Source organism: Rhodococcus sp. BP-316 (genome assembly GCF_019836105.1).
Classification (GTDB): Bacteria; Actinomycetota; Actinomycetes; order Mycobacteriales; family Mycobacteriaceae; genus Rhodococcoides.
Genome location: NZ_JABUEE010000008.1, coordinates 254,308 through 270,330 on the forward strand (window position 1 = coordinate 254,308; position 16,023 = coordinate 270,330).

Here is a 16,023-nt window from a genome sequence, read left to right on the forward strand (position 1 = left end):
GCGGACGCAGCAACCGCCGGCCGTGATCTCACTGCAGTGAGGTCACGGCCTTCACGTCCGTCAGCACACGGTGCAGGGCGGGGTTGGCGGCGTCGTGACGCCACGCGGCGTTCAGTCGCACGGGTTCCTCGGTGCTGGAACGGATCTCGCGGAACACGACACCCTCGGTGTGCATCGTGCGTGCCGAGGCCGGCACCAGTGCGCAGCCCAGGCCGGAGCTCACGAGCATCAACATGGTGTGTACCTGCGTCACGTACTGCACGTATCGAGGCGTGACCCCGGCGACGGTGAAGGTGCTGATGAGGAGCTCGTGGAAGTAGCGGGCATCCACCGGCGAGTACATGATCACGGGTTGATCGTCGAAGTGCGTCACGCTCAGACGCTCCACGTCGAGGAGTTCGTGCCCCTCGGGAAGCGCAGCGACGAGTGCCTCGCGGTGGATGGGCCGCGTCAGAATTCCCGGTCGCGTGACGGTGGGACGGACCAGACCGAGATCAAGTTCTCCGCTCGCCAGGGCGTCGATCTGAATCGACGACACCATCTCCCGCAGCACCAGTTCGACGTCCGGCAGAGCCGCGCGCACGTCCGAGAGCAGCCGAGGCAGGACGGCGTGCGCGGACGCCGCGGTGAAGCCGATGACGACGGTGCCCAGATCACCGGCGGGGACACGCTTGACGGTCAGTGCGGCGCTCTCGGCCAAGCGGACTATCCGGCGGGCGTCGGGCAGGAACGCCACGCCGGCGGCCGTGAGGGTCACCGAGCGTGACGTCCGATCGATCAGCTGCACGCCCAGTTCACTCTCGAGCTGCTGGATCTGCCTGCTGAGCGGGGGCTGGGTCATGTGGAGCCGCTCTGCGGCTCGGCCGAAGTGCAGCTCTTCCGCGACGGCGATGAAGCACGTCAGGCGCGAGAGCGAGAACATCGGCTCAAGATAGCCGACCGTGTGAACGGCCGGTCACCATCGCGGCGAGGAGTTGACGAAGTCGGGTTCGAGACTCTGCCGGTAGCCGGTGTCGTCACGGTCCCTGATCCCGCAGTCGAGGTACTGCTGGTGCAGCCTCGCCAGCGCGTCCTCGTCGAGTTCGACGCCCAGCCCCGGTCCCGTGGGTACCGCGACGGCGCCGTTCTCGATGCGCAGAACGCCCGGGACCACGACGTCCTGGGTCTTCCACGGCCAGTGTGTGTCGCAGGCGTACGTGAGATTCGGCGTGGCGCCGGCGAGGTGCACCATCGCGGCGAGCGAGATGCCGAGATGGGAGTTCGAGTGCATCGACAGGCCGAGTCCGAAGGTGTCGCAGATGCCGGCGAGCAGCCGTGAGCGTTGCAGTCCACCCCAGTAGTGGTGATCGGACAGCACGACCCCGACCGAGTCGCGTCGGACCGACGGCTCGAGCTGATCGAACGCCACGACACACATGTTGGTCGCCAGCGGCATGGCGGCCTTGCGGGCCACCTCCGACATTCCGTCCAGGCCCGGTGTGGGGTCCTCGAGATACTCGACGACACCGGTCAGGGCCGACGCGACCTCGAGGGACGTGTCGACGGTCCACGCCGCGTTGGGATCCAGCCGCAGTGGGAGATCGGGAAACGCCCCGCGCAGCGCGTGCATCGCGGCGATCTCCTGCTCGGGTGGGAACACCCCGCCCTTGAGCTTGATCGCGCCGAAGCCGTACCGGTCGATCATCCGTCGGGCCTGCGCGACGATGCCCTCGGGATCGAGCGCGGCACCCCACTCGTCGTCCGCGGAGCCGGGGTGCCCGGCCCACTTGTAGAAGAGATAGGCACTGAACGGTACGGCCGTGCGCACCAGGCCACCGAGAAGATCGGAGACGGGCCGCCCGAGGATCTTGCCCTGGATGTCGAGGCACGCCACCTCGAACGGCGAGAACACCCGATCGGTGGTGCTGGCCGTCGTGATCATGCCGGCCACCCCGTCACCACCCGTCACCGTCAGGCCACCCAGGCACTCGTCCACGACGGCGCGCAGCGTGTGGAGTGCGAAGACGTCCACCCCGACCATGGCCTCGGCAGCAGCGTTCAGGCGAACGAGATGCGCGGTGTCGGCGTAGGTCTCGCCCAGACCCACGGCGCCGTCGTCGGTCCGGATCTGCACGATCGCGCGCAGAGCGAACGGCTGATGGACTCCGACGGTGTTGAGCAGCGGCGGGTCGGCGAAGGCGACGGGGGTGACGGTGACGGAGGTGATACGGGCGCTCACGAGTGCACGGCCTCCTTGGTGACCGAGTCGGCTGCGAGGGAGTCGGCGAGCACGGCGCGGCCGGCTGCGATGATCGCGGTGAGGGCCTCCACGTCCGCGGGGGCGGCGTCGATCAGCGGTGCCCGAACGGGGCCGGCGGCAACACCTTCGAGGGTGACGCCCGCCTTGATCAGGGAGACGGCGTAGCCGGGTACCGAGTCGCGCAGACGCACGAGTGGGTGGAAGAACTCGCGCAGCAGGGCGTCGGTGAGCGTGACGTCGTCGTTCTCGAGCGAGGTGTAGAACGCCAGGGCCAGCTCCGGGGCGAAGGCGAACGTGGCCGACGAGTAGAGCGTGACGCCGATGGCGCGGTAGGCCTGCTGCGAGACCTCGGCCGTGGGCAGTCCGTTGAAGAACTGGAACGCCTTGCCGGTGGGCGCCAGGGAGTCCTCGACCGCGCGTACGATACGCGAGACGCGATCCAGATCGCCAGTGCCGTCCTTGAATCCGACGACGGTGGGGAAGTGGGCGACCTCGACGGCGGACGCCTCGTCGTAGCGCGCGTTGCCGCGGTTGTAGACGATCACCGGCAGGTCGGTGACGGAGGTGACCTCGCGGGTGTACTCGACCAGGCCGGCCTGCGGCATGGTCACCAGGTAGGGCGGGAGCAGCAGGATGCCGTCGGCACCGTTGTCACGAGCGGATCGGGCGAAGATCTTCGCCTGGGCCACCGAACCACCCGCGCCCGCGTAGACCGGGACGCGGCCGGCGACGGTACGCACCGCGGTGGCGACGATCTCGCCGAACTCGACGGCCTCGAGAGCGTGGAACTCACCGGTGCCACAGGCGATGAAGACACCGCCGGGGCCTGCGTCGACACCCTTCGCGATGTGCTCGGCGAGAAGTGCGTGGTCCACCTCGCCGGAGTCGGTGAAGGGGGTGACAGGGAAGAAGAGGACGCCGTCGAGCATGAGATCTCCTGGTGTACGAGGGGGGTGGTGCGGCCGGTGTGGAGCAGGGAGGTGAGTGGCGGGGTCAGTTGCGGGAGAGTTGGCCGTCGACACGCCGCCAGATGCCGTCGGGGTTGCCGTCGGCGATGGCGCTGGGGAGCAACGCGGCGGGAACGTCCTGGTACGCGACAGGGCGCAGGAACCGCTCGATGGCGAGCGAGCCGACCGAAGTCGAGCGTGAGTCGGACGTCGCCGGGTAAGGGCCGCCGTGGACCATCGCGTGGCCCACCTCGACGCCCGTGGGCCACCCGTCGAAGAGGATGCGTCCGGCCTTCAGCTCGAGGACGCGGAGCAGGCGTCCGGCGTCGGCGTGATCGGCGGCGTCGGCGTGGATCGTCGCGGTGAGCTGACCTTCGAGAGCGCGGGCCACGGCGGCGACCTGCTCGGCCGAGGTGCAGCGGACGACGAGCGCGGATGCGCCGAACACTTCGGCCTGCAACACGTCTCGGTCGAGGAACGTCGCGGCGTCGGTGCTGAAGAGTGCCGCGCGGCCGGCGTTGGGTGCGTCGGTGACGGTGCCGCGGGCGACCTCGTCTGCGGCGGCGCTCAGCGCGTCGACACCCTTGCCGTAGCTGTCGGCGATGTTCGGCGTCAGCATGGTGGTCGGGGTGCTGGCCGCGACGGCGTCCGCAGCGGCCGCGACGAAGGCGTCGAGTTCCGGTCCGTCCTGCGCGATGACGAGGCCGGGATTGGTGCAGAACTGTCCGGAGCCGAGCGTCAGGGAGGCGACGAAGGCGCGGCCCAGATCTGCGGCCCGCGTCTCGAGGGCGTGCGGGAACAGGAACACCGGGTTGATGGAGCTCATCTCGGCGTACACCGGGATCGGTTCCGGTCGACCGGCTGCGGCGCGTACCAGAGCGGTTCCGCCGGAACGGGATCCGGTGAAGCCGACGGCCTTGACACGCGGGTCGGTGACCAGAGCGGTGCCGATGGTGCGGCCGTCGCCGTAGACGAGCGAGAACACTCCTGCCGGCATGCCGGTCGACGCGGCGGCCTCGGTGATCGCACGGCCGACGTATTCGGACGTACCCGGGTGGGCGTCGTGGGCCTTGACGATGACGGGGCATCCGGCGGCGAGTGCCGATGCGGTGTCGCCGCCGCCGACGGAGAAGGCGAGCGGGAAGTTGCTGGCGCCGAACACGACCACCGGTCCGAGTGAGACCTTGCGCTGGCGGATGTCGGCGCGGGGAAGGGGTGCGCGATCCGGCTGTGCGGGGTCGATGCGGGCACCGTTCCAGCTGCCCTCGCGGAGCACCGAGGCGAACAGGCGGAGCTGTCCGCTGGTGCGGCCGACCTCGCCGGTGATCCGACCGACGGGCAGGCCGGACTCGGCCACCGCGCGCTCGATGAGCGTCTCGCCCAGCGCCTCGATGTTCTCGGCGATGGCGTCGAGGAAGTCGGCGCGCGCCTCGGACGTCGTGGAGCGGTAGGCGTCGAAGGCCTCGTCCGCCGCCGCGCAGGCCGCGTCGACGTCGGCCATCGTGCCGTGCCGGTAGGCGGGCTCGAGATCCGCGCCGGTGGACGGATCGATGCCGTGGACGGTCGTGCCGGTGCCGGGGACGGTGGACCCGGCGATGATCAGCTCCCCGGTCAGAGGAGCGGTCGTCGTCACCGTTGCAGTCATCAGTGCATCAGCCCTTCTCGCAGTGCGTGGTTGTACAGACGACGCTAAGGCGCCGTGTCATACAAGTCCAAGTCAAAATTGCACTGCAGCGATGCACTGTCGGTATCGACAGGGGTGACGCCTCGGTTCCCGCGGGCGTTGTGTGTTCCCGTGGTGGTTGCAGCGGCCGCGGGAGCACGGAACGTCAGCGGGAGCGCACTCGCACGGCGACCGTGCCCACGAGAACGACGACTGCCGCCGTCGCGGCAGTCCACCCGACGGTGGTGTTCAGGACCTCGCCGGACAGGCGCCCCTGCGCGACCCACCCGAGTCCCCACGCGAGAGACAGTGCGGGCGCGATCCGTCCGGCGGAGACGGTGGCCAGGAACAGTCCGACGAGCGCCGCGACGACGAGAACGAGAACGGCCCACAGGGTGGCCGCCGACTCGACGCCCGTCGACGCGAGCCATGCGCTGACGTTCGCGACCGTCGCGATAGCCACCCAGCCGAGGTAGAGGCCCATCGTCCCGTCGGTGATCAGCGTGTCGACGGCGGTGGTCCGCGGGGCCGCGATCAGCCGCGCGAACACGAACGCCAGGCTCGCGAGCAGCGCGACGATCACGACGACGCTCAGCAGTACCTGCCCGAACTGCACCACGGTGATCCACGCGGCATTGAGCAGCATCGTCACGGCGATGGGTACGCGGAGTGCTCGTTGCCGCTCGGACCGGCGCTGGGCGGGCAGTGCCTGCCACACCGCGTAGGCGATCAGTCCGAGGTAGATGACCGACCAGATGGAGAATGCGGGCCCCGCCGGGGCGACCAGGGTGGCGGTCGCGCTGAGGGCGCCGTCGGCTGCTTCGGCGATCGGTGTGCCGACCACGGCGCCGGAGCCCAGAAATCCTCCGACCACGGCGATGATCGCGCTGACGACGACCAGGAGAACCTGGCCCGACGATGCGGGCTCGGTGCGCTGCCGAGGTGTGGCCGTGTCATGGGTCATGGGAGTCCTTCGCGTACTCGGGTGGGGACTGTCGGGTGCCCGATCGAAAGTTTTTTGAAACAAAACCAAAGTATGTTTAACCACTTGAATGGGGCGTCGGAAGAGGTGTCGACGATGGAAACCATTCTTGTGCGACGGTCACGCCAATCCGGTCCAATCGGTCGAAGCGGGCGTAAGTGCAGGTGGAAGCCATTTCGGTCATGCTTGCAGGGCTAGTAATGAGCCGGACGAAATACCTGTTCAGCAGAGCGCTCGACCGCACAGGCGCCGCCGAATCGAGTCTTGGCCAGGGAACCTGTAACGGCCAATGAGGGAATGGCGAATAATTGGCAGAGCGCGCGCATCGCATCCGCGACTGCCGTTCCACGCCTGCCCGAACATCTCGGTAGTGGGCACCATCCCGACAGCGGGCATCGCCGAGGGCACATTCGAGATCGACGGAGCAGTCATATGAACAAGGCAACCAAGGGCGCGATGGCGGCAGGCGCGGCAGCTCTTCTCCTCCTCGGTGGGGCGGGAAGCTTCGCCTTGTGGCAAGACAGTGAGTCGGTCGACGGCGCAACGATCACCGCGGGCAACCTCGACATCTCCCCGTTGGACGCGGGGGTGTGGACCGATGTCTCTCCCGGACCGGTGAACTCGGGCCTCATTCCGGATATCGCCGCGTTCCGTATGGTGCCGGGCGATGTGCTGGAGTACACGGCTTCCTACACGGTCACAGCCGAGGGTGAGAACCTCCGAGCAGTGCTGACTGCCGATCCCGACAGCGTGGACTACACGGGCGAACTCAATGCGACCATCGTTCCGGTCGAGGTCGTCGCCAGTGTCGACGGGGTCGCGCTGGACGGCAACGCGATCACCGAGGACGAGGACGGCACCGTCGTTGACGTCGTCGCCACGGTGACCTTCGATGCCATGACCCCCGACCAGGTCGGTACTCTCGACACCGTCGACCTGTCCGGGTTTCTCATCACCCTGCAGCAGTCGCCCCGCACCTGACGCGCCGTTCTGTATAAAGATGCTCGACAGTCGATGATGAGGTGAGTTCTGTTGTCCCGCAGGGTGAGGCTCGCGGCAGCCGCCGTTGGCGCCGCCATGCTGGCGTTCGGCTCGGTGCATAGTACCGGCGCCCTGTGGAACGACAGTGTGACGGTGGCCGGCGCCACCGTCACGGCCGGTTCGTTGTCCTTGGCCACGGGCAGCGGGGCTGGCACAGCGTTCACGTTCGACGCTTTGAAGAAGGACCCTGTCACGGTCGGGCAGATCGTGCAGGCCCCGCTGATCATCACTAATACAGGGACCACGTCATTGAAGTTTCAGTTGGTGAACGCGGGACCGAAGGTGGTCGCCCCTGCGGGTGCCGCCGTTACGGTGTCGCTCCAGGGTGCCGTCCTGACTGGCTCGACGGTGTGTGACGGGACGACCCCGATGGGTAGCGCCTTTCCGAACGTCAGTGCGTCTGCCGCGGCAACGGTTGTGGCAGGCATTCCGCACACATTGTCCGCGGGCGAAAGTCAGACTTGGTGTGTCCGTTCGATACTGACGGCGGCACCGTCTGCACCGTCGGTCACTTACCGCCACGATTTCTCCTTCACGGCAGTGCAGGCAGAATGAGCGCCACCGACACTTCCGAAGAGAGCACCGGTCTGCGGTGGTGGGCCGGAAGAATTCTGTCCCTGCTCGTTCTCTTCGTGATGACGGCGGGGCTTGTGGCAACAGTTGTAGTTCCCAAACTGGCGGGCGCACAGCCGTACACAATACTGACGCAGTCGATGGAGCCGAGTTACCCACCGGGGGCACTGGTCATAGTTCGCCCCGGCGAGTCCTATGGGGTAGGCGAGGCCATCACCTACCAGATTCGCTCCGGTGATCCCGAAGTGGTCACTCACCGCATCGTTTCCACCGGGGTCGGGCGCGACGGTGAACGCGTTTTCGTCACGCAGGGGGACAACAATCCCCGGCCGGACGCGGGGAAGGTGGAGCCCGGCCAAATCCGCGGGGCAGTGTGGTACCACGTGCCGTACCTCGGGTACGTGAACAACTGGTTGACGGGCAGCACCCGCACACTTGTCGTCGGTATCGCTGCCGGCGCGCTGTTCCTTTACGCAGCAGTTCAATTTTCCTTGGCCGCCCGCGATCGTCGTTCGAAGGGCAGGCACACGGTATGAACGCGGTCGTCGCGACGCTGCGCAGCATCCGCCTGCGCGCCCTACTCGCTCTTGGAATGGTGTTGGGTCTCGGAACTGTTGGCACCCTTGCGGCCTGGTCGGCCACAACCACGACCGCCTCTGGCAACTTCGTCACCGGAACCGTTGACATCACCGTCGACAACTCGGATGGCGCCCCTCAACCATTCGTGCTCGCAGTACCCACTGGAGCCTTGTTTCCGGGCCGTTCGGCGGCCGTTCTTGTCTCGGTGCGCAACGCCGGAACCTTGGGCTTCACGTACACCACAGCGGTAGCCACAGCGGGTCAACTCGGCAGCAACGTCGTCGTGACGGGACGTGCGGGCGCAGGAGTTGCGGCGACGGGCGGCACCACATGTGCCGGGGCTGACACCGGCGTCATTACGTCGACCCGCGCCATTGCCCGCAATGCCCTGCCCGATGTCCTCTGTTTGCAGTTCACTCTCGCAAACCTTGCGCCGAATTCGTCGCAGGGGCAATCGGGCACCGCCACCGTCACGTTCCAAGCGACGGGACAACCCAGTGCCTGACATCGGACGGGACGACCGCGGACACAAGCAGCCTGCTTCCGAAGCGGAGCGCACGCGGCACCGTGGCCTCGACGCGGCGCTGTCCATGGGCGCCGTGCTCGGCACCCTGTGCATCCTGTTCGCACTGTGCGCGACCCTGTTCTCGTTGACTCCATTGGTTTTCCGATCCGGGTCCATGGAACCGGCGATACCCACAGGATCCCTGGCGCTTGCTCGCGATGTTCCTGTGGGTGAGATCGTCGAGGGCGACGTGGTCAGCGTGCTGCGTACCGATGGCTCCCGCATCACGCACCGCGTTCAGCAGGTCGACGGTGTGTATGGGGGGACCGCCGTCCTGATACTGAAGGGCGACGCCAACTCCGAGGCAGACCCCGAGCCGTACATCGTGGCCGACTCGTCCCGTGTGATCGGACATGTGCCGTACTTCGGCTACGCCGCGTCATGGCTGTCGACGCCGTACGCCTGGATCACAGGCGGGGCATTGGGACTGGCCCTGTTGTACCTGGTGTTCCGTCCAGGAGTAGTGACAATTCCACGCGAGCGGACACCGACAGGGCGGCATCGCGCGGCTCCCGTCGCCGCCGTCGCTCTCATCGCGGTGGTTGTCGTTCCCGGGTTCGGGGGAACAGAATCAACCCTCGCACAACAGGGTGACGTCGCGCGCGTGAGCGGAGCCGTCAACGCAGCGACGCTTCTGCCGCCGGCGACCTTCCGCTGCGATAACCTCACGAGCAATTCGGTTCGATTCACCTTTCCCCGACGCCTTGTCGCAGGAGAAACATTCGGGTACCGCATCGGTCCGCGGAACGGGACGTCAACGAACATCACTCCGACGACGGATCCTGTGGTCTTCGACATGAGCCGGACCTTGCTCGGTGGTCTTCTGACGTCCGGCACCGTGCAGATCGACCTGTTCACGACTCGGGGAACCTGGACGTCACCGACCGCGATCACGCAGTCCGTGAATTACCCGCTCATCACCGGGCTGTCGTGCTCAACGAACCAAAGCGTGGTCACGCTCGGCACCCCCGCAGCCCGCTCCTTCGGAGCCCTGTCCGCACCGGCTGAGACCGCACTCACCGCTCCGGGGCCGACGCAGTCGCAGCCTGTATCCACTAGCGCTGCAGCTTCGAGCGCTGTTTCCGGAACCACCGCACCGTCCGCCACAGTTTCCAGCGGCCCGACGCCGACAACTGAATCGACCAGCAGCACTGCGACGAGCAGTTCCGTACCCAGCGTCGACGCGATGCCTCCACCGCCCCCGCCGACGACCACCACCCCACCGCCCCCACCGGCGAGCGCGTTCGTCGCCGACGGCGGTTCGGCGACCAGCGGCACGACAACCGCCTCGGTCTCGGGGAACACCCTCACCATAACGGGACAGGACGGTGCGCCCCTGTACTCCCGCACCCTCACACCGAGTGCGCGGTACGGCTCGGGCGTCGTCTTCTCGACCACGGGTGACCTGTACGTCCTGGCAGATTCCGGGGTGTCGCGCATCGTCGTGGCGAACGGTGTCGCCACCGAGAGTGCCGCGTCGACGGCCGAACTCCCGGCTGACATCGGCGCCCTTCTCTGACCTCTCGCGAGAGAGGTCCGGCGTTTCCGTGTCCGGGGGCGCGGGCACACTGGGGCCACCGACACGAAGGAGATCACCGGTGGACCACAGAGGCGTGCTCATCGACGCGTACGACCGCATCAAGGAGACCGTGCACACGACGCTCGACGGCCTGGATCGGGAGGCGCTGACCTACCGCATCGATCCGGAGGCCAACACCATCGCCTGGCTGGTGTGGCATCTCGCGCGGGTGCAGGACGATCACGTCGCGGGTGTGGCGGGCAGCGAGCAGGTCTACACCGCGGACGGATGGAACGCCCGCTTCGCACTTCCGTTCGACGACGACGCCATCGGGTACGGGCAGTCGACGGAGGACGTGGGCAAGGTCGACGTCGACGCTGAGATCCTCGCCGGATACGTCGATGCCGTTCATGCGCGCACCGTCGAGTACCTCGACACCCTCACGGCAGAAGACCTCGACCGGGTGATCGACGAGAACTGGGATCCGCCGGTCACTCTCGCGGTCCGTCTCGTCAGTGTCGTGTCCGATGATCTGCAGCACATCGGCCAGGCGGCGTTCATCCGTGGAGTCGTCGAGCGGCGGTGAGAAGGTCCCGTGTCGGACGGCCGTGACATCGTGACGGCACTCAGCACGAGAGGACCCGAACGATGACCACCACCACCTGGCCGCTGCGTTGGCCGGCGTCCGCACGCGATGTCGCCGACGGCATCGTCCGACTCTCCGCGGCGCTGCGAGAGCCCGATGCCGACGCGGTCGACGATGCTGTGTCGGAACTGGCCTCGCAGAACGGTGTTCGCGTCGAGGACGTCTACGCCGCGATCCTGCGGATGCTCCTCGAGGCTGCTCATCCCGACGGCCTCGACGGCGACGACGTGGGCGCCGTCGTGCGCGAGGCAGCCGCGAAGGACACCGGGTCGGATCCGTCCGACGTCGTGGCCGTGGTGCTCGGCACCCTGGGGGTCCATCCGGAACCGGAGCGTCGGACGAGCGGGTCGAGCGCGGAGGACGAGAGTCAGGACCCCGACGATCGTCGAGACGACGGTCAGGTGGTCGTGGCCAGGATGGCGGCAGCGCCTGCGATCCGTGCGTCGGCGGCGGTCACGGACGTGCTCCTCGCCCGCATCGGGTCACCGATCGAGGCCGTGGTGACCATGGTCGTGGACGACATCGCCGCCGCGGAGACCATCGAGTGGCCGTGATTCCTCGTCCGGTCTGGTGTCGTCCCTACGGGTAACGTGAGCCTCCATGCGCGAGACACTGACGTGGGACCTGTTCGGCACGGCGTCGCGTGAGCTCACACGCACCATCGTGGACAGTGGCTTCCGGCCGGACATCGTCATCGCCATCGCACGCGGCGGACTCATCCCGGCCGGGGCTCTGGCCTACGCGATGGGCGTGAAAGCCGCCGGCACGCTCAACGTCGAGTTCTACACCGACGTCGAGGAGACGCTGCCGGATCCGGTGGTGCTCGCGCCATTGCTCGACACCGATGCACTCGTGGGCAAGAAGCTGCTCGTCGTGGACGACGTCGCCGACTCCGGGCGCACTCTCGCGCTGGTCGTGGGCTTGCTGAAAGAGCATGCAGCAGAGGTGAAGTCCGCCGTCGTCTACACCAAGCCCCGCACCATCATCACGCCGGACTTCTCGTGGCGGGAGACCGATCTGTGGATCGAGTTCCCGTGGTCCTCGGAGCCGCTCATCGAACAGGATTGACCTGCTGCCCTCAGCGGATCGCCACCTCGGCGCCGCGGAGTGCGGGTGCGCCGATCAGAGTCGTCCAGTACGGGACCGCGGTGGGCTCGACGCCGCTGCCCTGTCCGTAGATGACGGCCAGCGTGTCTCGCTCGGCGTCCGATCCGGCGTACGACGCGTCGGCCGGAACGGGTGACTGCTGTGGGAGCGATGCGTACTCGATGTCCTGTGGGCCGGGATTGCGAGAGGGCACCTGGTACGACCCGTCGTTGAGTCCACTGCCCGGGTACTGCGGGAAGAACCGTCCGGGTGCGGTGACGTCCTGATAGCAGGCGGCCGGCCTGTCGTCGAAGAGGCGCGGTTCGTCCTGGTTGGGGAGGTAGCCGCCGCGCGGGTTGACGAAATTGATCGTGGCGCGCGCACCGGGGTACGGATCACCCACTCCCAGAATGCGTCTCGCCTCCCCGATCAGGCCCGCGAACTTGGGCAGCATGCACCCGAACGTGGGGGAGAACTCGGCCAGCAACTCCAACGTCTCTCTGCTGCCGTCGGCGATGGTGATGATCGACTCGGCGTTCGCCGCGAGCAGGTCCGCGGTGCTGCCGGACGACGCGGTCGCCGACGTCAGAAGCGTGTCGACGGCGGGACGTCGCTCGACGAGCGTGTTGCCCGTGACGGTGAGGTTGTCGAGCGCGTCGAGCAGATCCGGAGCCGCGGTGGAGTAGGTCTCCGTCAGGGCGGCGAAGTCGACGAGATCCTGCTGCAGCGCGGGCAGTTCACGGCTGAGGCCGGTGACGATCTCGTCGAGTCGGTCGAGGGTGCGACCCAGGGCCTCGCCCCGTCCGTCGAGAGCCTGCGACAGCGCGCCCAGAGTGGTGGCCAACTTGTCCGGGGGAATGGCGTCGAGCAAGGGCAGCAGGCTGTCCAGTAATTGGCCGACCTCGATGGCGTTGCCGCTCGTGTCCTGCTCGATGACGTCGCCTTCCGCGATGGGAGTGCCCGTCCCTCCCCGCGGAATCTGGAGTGCGACGTAGCGCTCGCCGAACAGCGTCTTGGGCAACAGACGCGCCGTCACGGACGCCGGAATCATCGGTGCCGAGTCCTCCTCGAGCGCGATGCGGGAGATCACGACACCGTTCTCCGTGGTCGACGATCGCACCTGGCCGACGATGACTCCCCGCACCTTGACGTCGGCATCGGGTGGCAGCGCGTTTCCCACCGAATCGGTGCGCAGTTCCACCGTCACCACGGACTCGAATGTCCGGGCGTACACCGCGGTGGTGAAGCCGACGAAGGCCACCACGGCCAGAAAGAACGCAAGACCGGCCAGGCGGCGTGCCATCATCCGGGAATGGTGACCGCGATCACACCATTTGTCAATGGCCTCTCGACCGTTGACACGAAAGGATCACGGGGCGCTGATGTCGATGAGCACCTTTCCGGTCACCCCGGACTCGACGGCGGCATGAGCGTCGGCCGTGGCACCGAGAGAAAAGCGGTGCAGCGGCAGCCCGTGCGACTCACCGACCGGAAGTGCACCGGCCCGAACAGCCTCGGTCACGTCGTGCTTCGCGGCCTCGAGAGCGGCGGTTCCCACGGTGTACAGCAGCACGAACTGGTACCGGATGTTGCCGACCATGCTCGGGCGGATGTCGATGGAGACCGCGTCGCCGCCGTTGTTCGCGTAGATCGCGACCGACGCGCGGGGTGCGGCGACGGCGGCATCGAGCTCCGCGTTCTGGGCGGGAGCCACCTCGACGATGATGTCCACACCGTGCGGAGCCAGTTCGCGGATGCGAGCCACAGCGTCGCCGGACTTGTAGTTGACGATGTGGTGCGCACGGGCTGCGGTGGCCAGACCTGCCTTCTCCGGGCCGCTCACCGTCGTGATGACGGTGGCGCCGGCCCAGCGGGCCAGTTGGATCGCGGCGTGGCCGACCGCACCTGCACCGCCGGCGACCAGGACGGTCTTGCCGTCCAGTGCGCCCGGATGGAGACGGGACGGTCCGTCCTCGGACACGGTGAGCGCGCGATGGGCGGTCACCGCCGGGACGCCGAGCGAGGCGCCGAGGTCGAAGTCGGCGTTCTCGGGCAGCCGGACCACGCGATCCGCCGGGACGACGGTGAACTCCTGGGCGGTTCCGGTGGGGCGCTCGTGCTGGGCGAGCAGCAACCACACCCGGTCACCGGTGGCGATGCCCTCGACCTCCGGGCCGACCGCGTCGACGACACCGGCCCCGTCCTGGCCCGGAACCACCTCGTCGAACGCGGGCTTCTGCCCCGGACCCGCGCCCGTCCGCGACTTCCAGTCGGTGGGATTGACCCCCGCGACGACGAGGCGCACCCGCACCTCGCCGACGCCGGGCTCGGCGATGTCGCGGTCGACGACGGTCAGGACGGAGGGAGCACCGGTCTCGGTGTAGACGATTGCCTTCATGTGCGGGTCAACGACTCGACCGGGGGATCCTGTTCCTGAGCCGTGCCGACCGAGAACGTTCACTTGACCGATCGGCCCCCATGGCATGGACTCACGGGCGTGCACGAGACTTCCCTGAACCGCCGCGGCTTCCTTCGGACCACCACCCTCGCCGCAGGGGTGGGCGCTGCGGCGACACTCACCGCGCGGACCGCGGCGGCGCAGCCGTCGTCGGTCTTCCGTCACGGACTCGCGTCGGGCGACCCGCTCGAGGACGCGATCCTGCTGTGGACCCGCATCACGCCGACTCCCGACGCGACGCCCGGATCAGGCCGCGGACCGGCCACCACGGTGACGTGGGAGCTGGCGCGGGACCCCGCGCTGACGGATGTGGTGCGCTCGGGCAGTGTCGTCACCTCTGCCGACACCGATCACACGGTCAAGGTCGACGTCACCGGTCTGGCTCCGGCGACCACGTACCACTACCGCTTCACGGCGGCAGGCGAGTCGTCACCGGTGGGCACCACCCGCACCGCCCCGGCAGCCGAGGCCGACGTCGCACGCCTGCGCTTCGGCGTCGTCTCGTGCGCCAATTGGGAGTCGGGGTACTTCTCCGCGTATCGCCATCTCGCCGCCCGCCAGGATCTCGATGCGATCATCCATCTGGGCGACTACATCTACGAGTACGAGACGGGCGGGTTCGAGGGCAAGAACGGCGTCGTGCGAGTGCACGATCCACTGCACGAGATCGTCTCTCTCGCCGACTACCGAATCCGGCACGGCCAGTACAAGTCCGATCCGGATCTCCAGGCCGCTCACCGAGGTGTTCCGTGGATCTGCACGTGGGACGACCACGAGTCGGCGAACGACGCCTACGCCACGGGCGCCGAGAACCATCAGCCGGACACCGAGGGGGACTGGGCCTCGCGCAAGGCCAACTCGGTTCAGGCCTACTACGAGTGGATGCCCGTGCGCGCTGCGGGAACCGCGAACAACCGGCACCTGTACCGCCGACTGCGGTTCGGGACGCTGATGGAGCTGTCGATGCTCGATCTCCGCACCTACCGTTCGAAGCAGGTGCTGCCGTTCCAGGGCCCGGCGGTGGACTCGCCGGATCGCACCATCACCGGCGCCGACCAGATGGCGTGGCTGACGGCAGGTCTGACGTCGTCGCCCACGCAGTGGCGCATCATCGGCAACCCGGTGATGATCACGCCGACTCTGATTCCGCCTCTGGACCCCGAGGCGGCGCGAGGTGTCACCCAGCTGCTCGGGCTCCCGGCCGCCGGAGTGTCGTACAACGCCGATCCCTGGGACGGGTACACGGCCGACCGGCGCAGGCTGCTCGACGCGATCCGTACCGCGGGAGTCGACAACACCGTGTTCATCACCGGCGACATCCACTCCTCGTGGGCGTGCGACATCCCGGTCGACGCCGCGGCGTACCCGGCGGCGGGAACGGTGGCGACCGAGCTGGTGGTCACGTCGGTCACCTCGGCGAACATCGACGACTTCCTGAAGGTCCCGGAGCACACGGTAGGACGGGTGGCGGAGGAGGCGTTCAAGGCCTTCAACCACCACGTCAAGTACGTCGACCTCGACACGCACGGGTTCGGTGTCTTCGAGGTGACGCCGTCGGGCGCGCAGATGGATCACTGGTACGTCACCGCCAAGGAGGATCCCGCGTCGACGGCCTACTTCGGTGCGGGTTTCCGCGTCGGGTCGGGCACGCAGACGGTGGCTCCGGCTCCGCGCCTGGCTCCCTGACTGCCCTGACGTACCCCCGGCTCGGGGAATCTAGACTGT

The 16,023-nt window shown here is 67.8% G+C and carries 16 protein-coding genes and 1 pseudogene; 9 read left to right on the forward strand and 8 right to left on the reverse strand.

Translation table 11 applies throughout. The annotated features are described in order from the left end of the window. Positions 1 to 28 precede the first annotated feature (28 nt). The 5 genes from HQ312_RS16945 to HQ312_RS16965 all read right to left on the reverse strand — a co-directional run bounded on the left by HQ312_RS16945 (position 29) and on the right by HQ312_RS16965 (position 5,813). The gene (locus HQ312_RS16945; RefSeq protein WP_027504713.1) at positions 29 to 922 is read right to left on the reverse strand and encodes a LysR substrate-binding domain-containing protein; all 894 of its coding nucleotides are present in this window, start codon (positions 920 to 922) and stop codon (positions 29 to 31) included. A gap of 33 nt (positions 923 to 955) precedes the next feature. Beyond that, complete coding sequence (locus HQ312_RS16950) at positions 956 to 2,218, reverse strand: glucarate dehydratase family protein (protein ID WP_222639440.1); 1,263 nt, start codon at positions 2,216 to 2,218, stop codon at positions 956 to 958. Next, positions 2,215 to 3,168, reverse strand: a complete 954-nt coding sequence (locus HQ312_RS16955) for a 5-dehydro-4-deoxyglucarate dehydratase (RefSeq protein WP_222631604.1) — start codon at positions 3,166 to 3,168, stop codon at positions 2,215 to 2,217. Before HQ312_RS16955 ends, HQ312_RS16950 begins: the two co-directional genes overlap by 4 nt. Before the next feature lie 64 nt (positions 3,169 to 3,232). After that, the gene (locus tag HQ312_RS16960) at positions 3,233 to 4,831 is read right to left on the reverse strand and encodes an aldehyde dehydrogenase (NADP(+)) (RefSeq protein WP_222639442.1); all 1,599 of its coding nucleotides are present in this window, start codon (positions 4,829 to 4,831) and stop codon (positions 3,233 to 3,235) included. Between the two features lie 184 nt (positions 4,832 to 5,015). Next, the gene (locus HQ312_RS16965; RefSeq protein WP_051613111.1) at positions 5,016 to 5,813 is read right to left on the reverse strand and encodes a TspO/MBR family protein; all 798 of its coding nucleotides are present in this window, start codon (positions 5,811 to 5,813) and stop codon (positions 5,016 to 5,018) included. Positions 5,814 to 6,263: 450 nt separating this feature from the next. Here HQ312_RS16965 and HQ312_RS16970 point away from each other — a divergent pair, with 450 nt between their 5' ends. The 5 genes and pseudogenes from HQ312_RS16970 to HQ312_RS22325 form a co-directional block, all read left to right on the forward strand. Next, positions 6,264 to 6,812: an alternate-type signal peptide domain-containing protein gene (locus HQ312_RS16970; RefSeq protein WP_222639444.1), complete on the forward strand. Its 549-nt coding sequence runs from the start codon at positions 6,264 to 6,266 to the stop codon at positions 6,810 to 6,812. A 63-nt stretch (positions 6,813 to 6,875) separates the two neighbouring features. Beyond that, positions 6,876 to 7,427 carry a hypothetical protein gene (locus HQ312_RS16975; protein WP_222639446.1) on the forward strand — a complete coding sequence of 184 codons (552 nt, stop codon included), beginning with the start codon at positions 6,876 to 6,878 and terminating at the stop codon, positions 7,425 to 7,427. After that, on the forward strand, positions 7,424 to 7,981 hold the full coding sequence (locus tag HQ312_RS16980) for a signal peptidase I (protein ID WP_222639448.1): 558 nt from the start codon (positions 7,424 to 7,426) through the stop codon (positions 7,979 to 7,981). The genes HQ312_RS16975 and HQ312_RS16980 overlap by 4 nt, the downstream gene beginning before the upstream one ends. Continuing rightward, positions 7,978 to 8,529 (forward strand): SipW-dependent-type signal peptide-containing protein, encoded by a 552-nt coding sequence (locus HQ312_RS16985; RefSeq protein ID WP_222639450.1) that lies wholly within the window; start codon positions 7,978 to 7,980, stop codon positions 8,527 to 8,529. The genes HQ312_RS16980 and HQ312_RS16985 overlap by 4 nt, the downstream gene beginning before the upstream one ends. An 85-nt stretch (positions 8,530 to 8,614) precedes the next feature. Next, a pseudogene (locus tag HQ312_RS22325) lies at positions 8,615 to 8,962 on the forward strand (signal peptidase I); the annotation flags it as partial. 533 nt (positions 8,963 to 9,495) lie between these two features. On the opposite strand, the gene HQ312_RS16990 reads toward HQ312_RS22325, so the two are convergent. Continuing rightward, a complete protein-coding gene (locus tag HQ312_RS16990) occupies positions 9,496 to 9,987 on the reverse strand; it encodes a hypothetical protein (protein ID WP_222639605.1) in 492 nt (163 codons plus the stop codon). Positions 9,988 to 10,187: 200 nt separating this feature from the next. Between HQ312_RS16990 and HQ312_RS16995 the strand changes: the two genes are divergently transcribed. From HQ312_RS16995 to HQ312_RS17005, 3 genes are all read left to right on the forward strand, one after another. Further along, positions 10,188 to 10,694: a DUF664 domain-containing protein gene (locus tag HQ312_RS16995; protein WP_222639451.1), complete on the forward strand. Its 507-nt coding sequence runs from the start codon at positions 10,188 to 10,190 to the stop codon at positions 10,692 to 10,694. 62 nt (positions 10,695 to 10,756) lie between these two features. Then, complete coding sequence (locus HQ312_RS17000; RefSeq protein WP_222639453.1) at positions 10,757 to 11,308, forward strand: hypothetical protein; 552 nt, start codon at positions 10,757 to 10,759, stop codon at positions 11,306 to 11,308. Positions 11,309 to 11,354: 46 nt separating this feature from the next. Then, on the forward strand, positions 11,355 to 11,822 hold the full coding sequence (locus HQ312_RS17005) for a phosphoribosyltransferase (protein ID WP_222639455.1): 468 nt from the start codon (positions 11,355 to 11,357) through the stop codon (positions 11,820 to 11,822). Positions 11,823 to 11,832: 10 nt separating this feature from the next. Here HQ312_RS17005 and HQ312_RS17010 read toward each other — a convergent pair whose 3' ends face one another. Both HQ312_RS17010 and HQ312_RS17015 read right to left on the reverse strand, forming a co-directional pair. Next, a complete protein-coding gene (locus HQ312_RS17010; RefSeq protein ID WP_222639597.1) occupies positions 11,833 to 13,143 on the reverse strand; it encodes an MCE family protein in 1,311 nt (436 codons plus the stop codon). 66 nt (positions 13,144 to 13,209) lie between these two features. Next, positions 13,210 to 14,238: an NADPH:quinone reductase gene (locus HQ312_RS17015; protein ID WP_222639457.1), complete on the reverse strand. Its 1,029-nt coding sequence runs from the start codon at positions 14,236 to 14,238 to the stop codon at positions 13,210 to 13,212. Positions 14,239 to 14,337: 99 nt separating this feature from the next. Between HQ312_RS17015 and HQ312_RS17020 the strand changes: the two genes are divergently transcribed. Continuing rightward, positions 14,338 to 15,984: an alkaline phosphatase gene (locus tag HQ312_RS17020; RefSeq protein WP_222639459.1), complete on the forward strand. Its 1,647-nt coding sequence runs from the start codon at positions 14,338 to 14,340 to the stop codon at positions 15,982 to 15,984. The last annotated feature ends 39 nt before the right edge of the window (positions 15,985 to 16,023 follow it).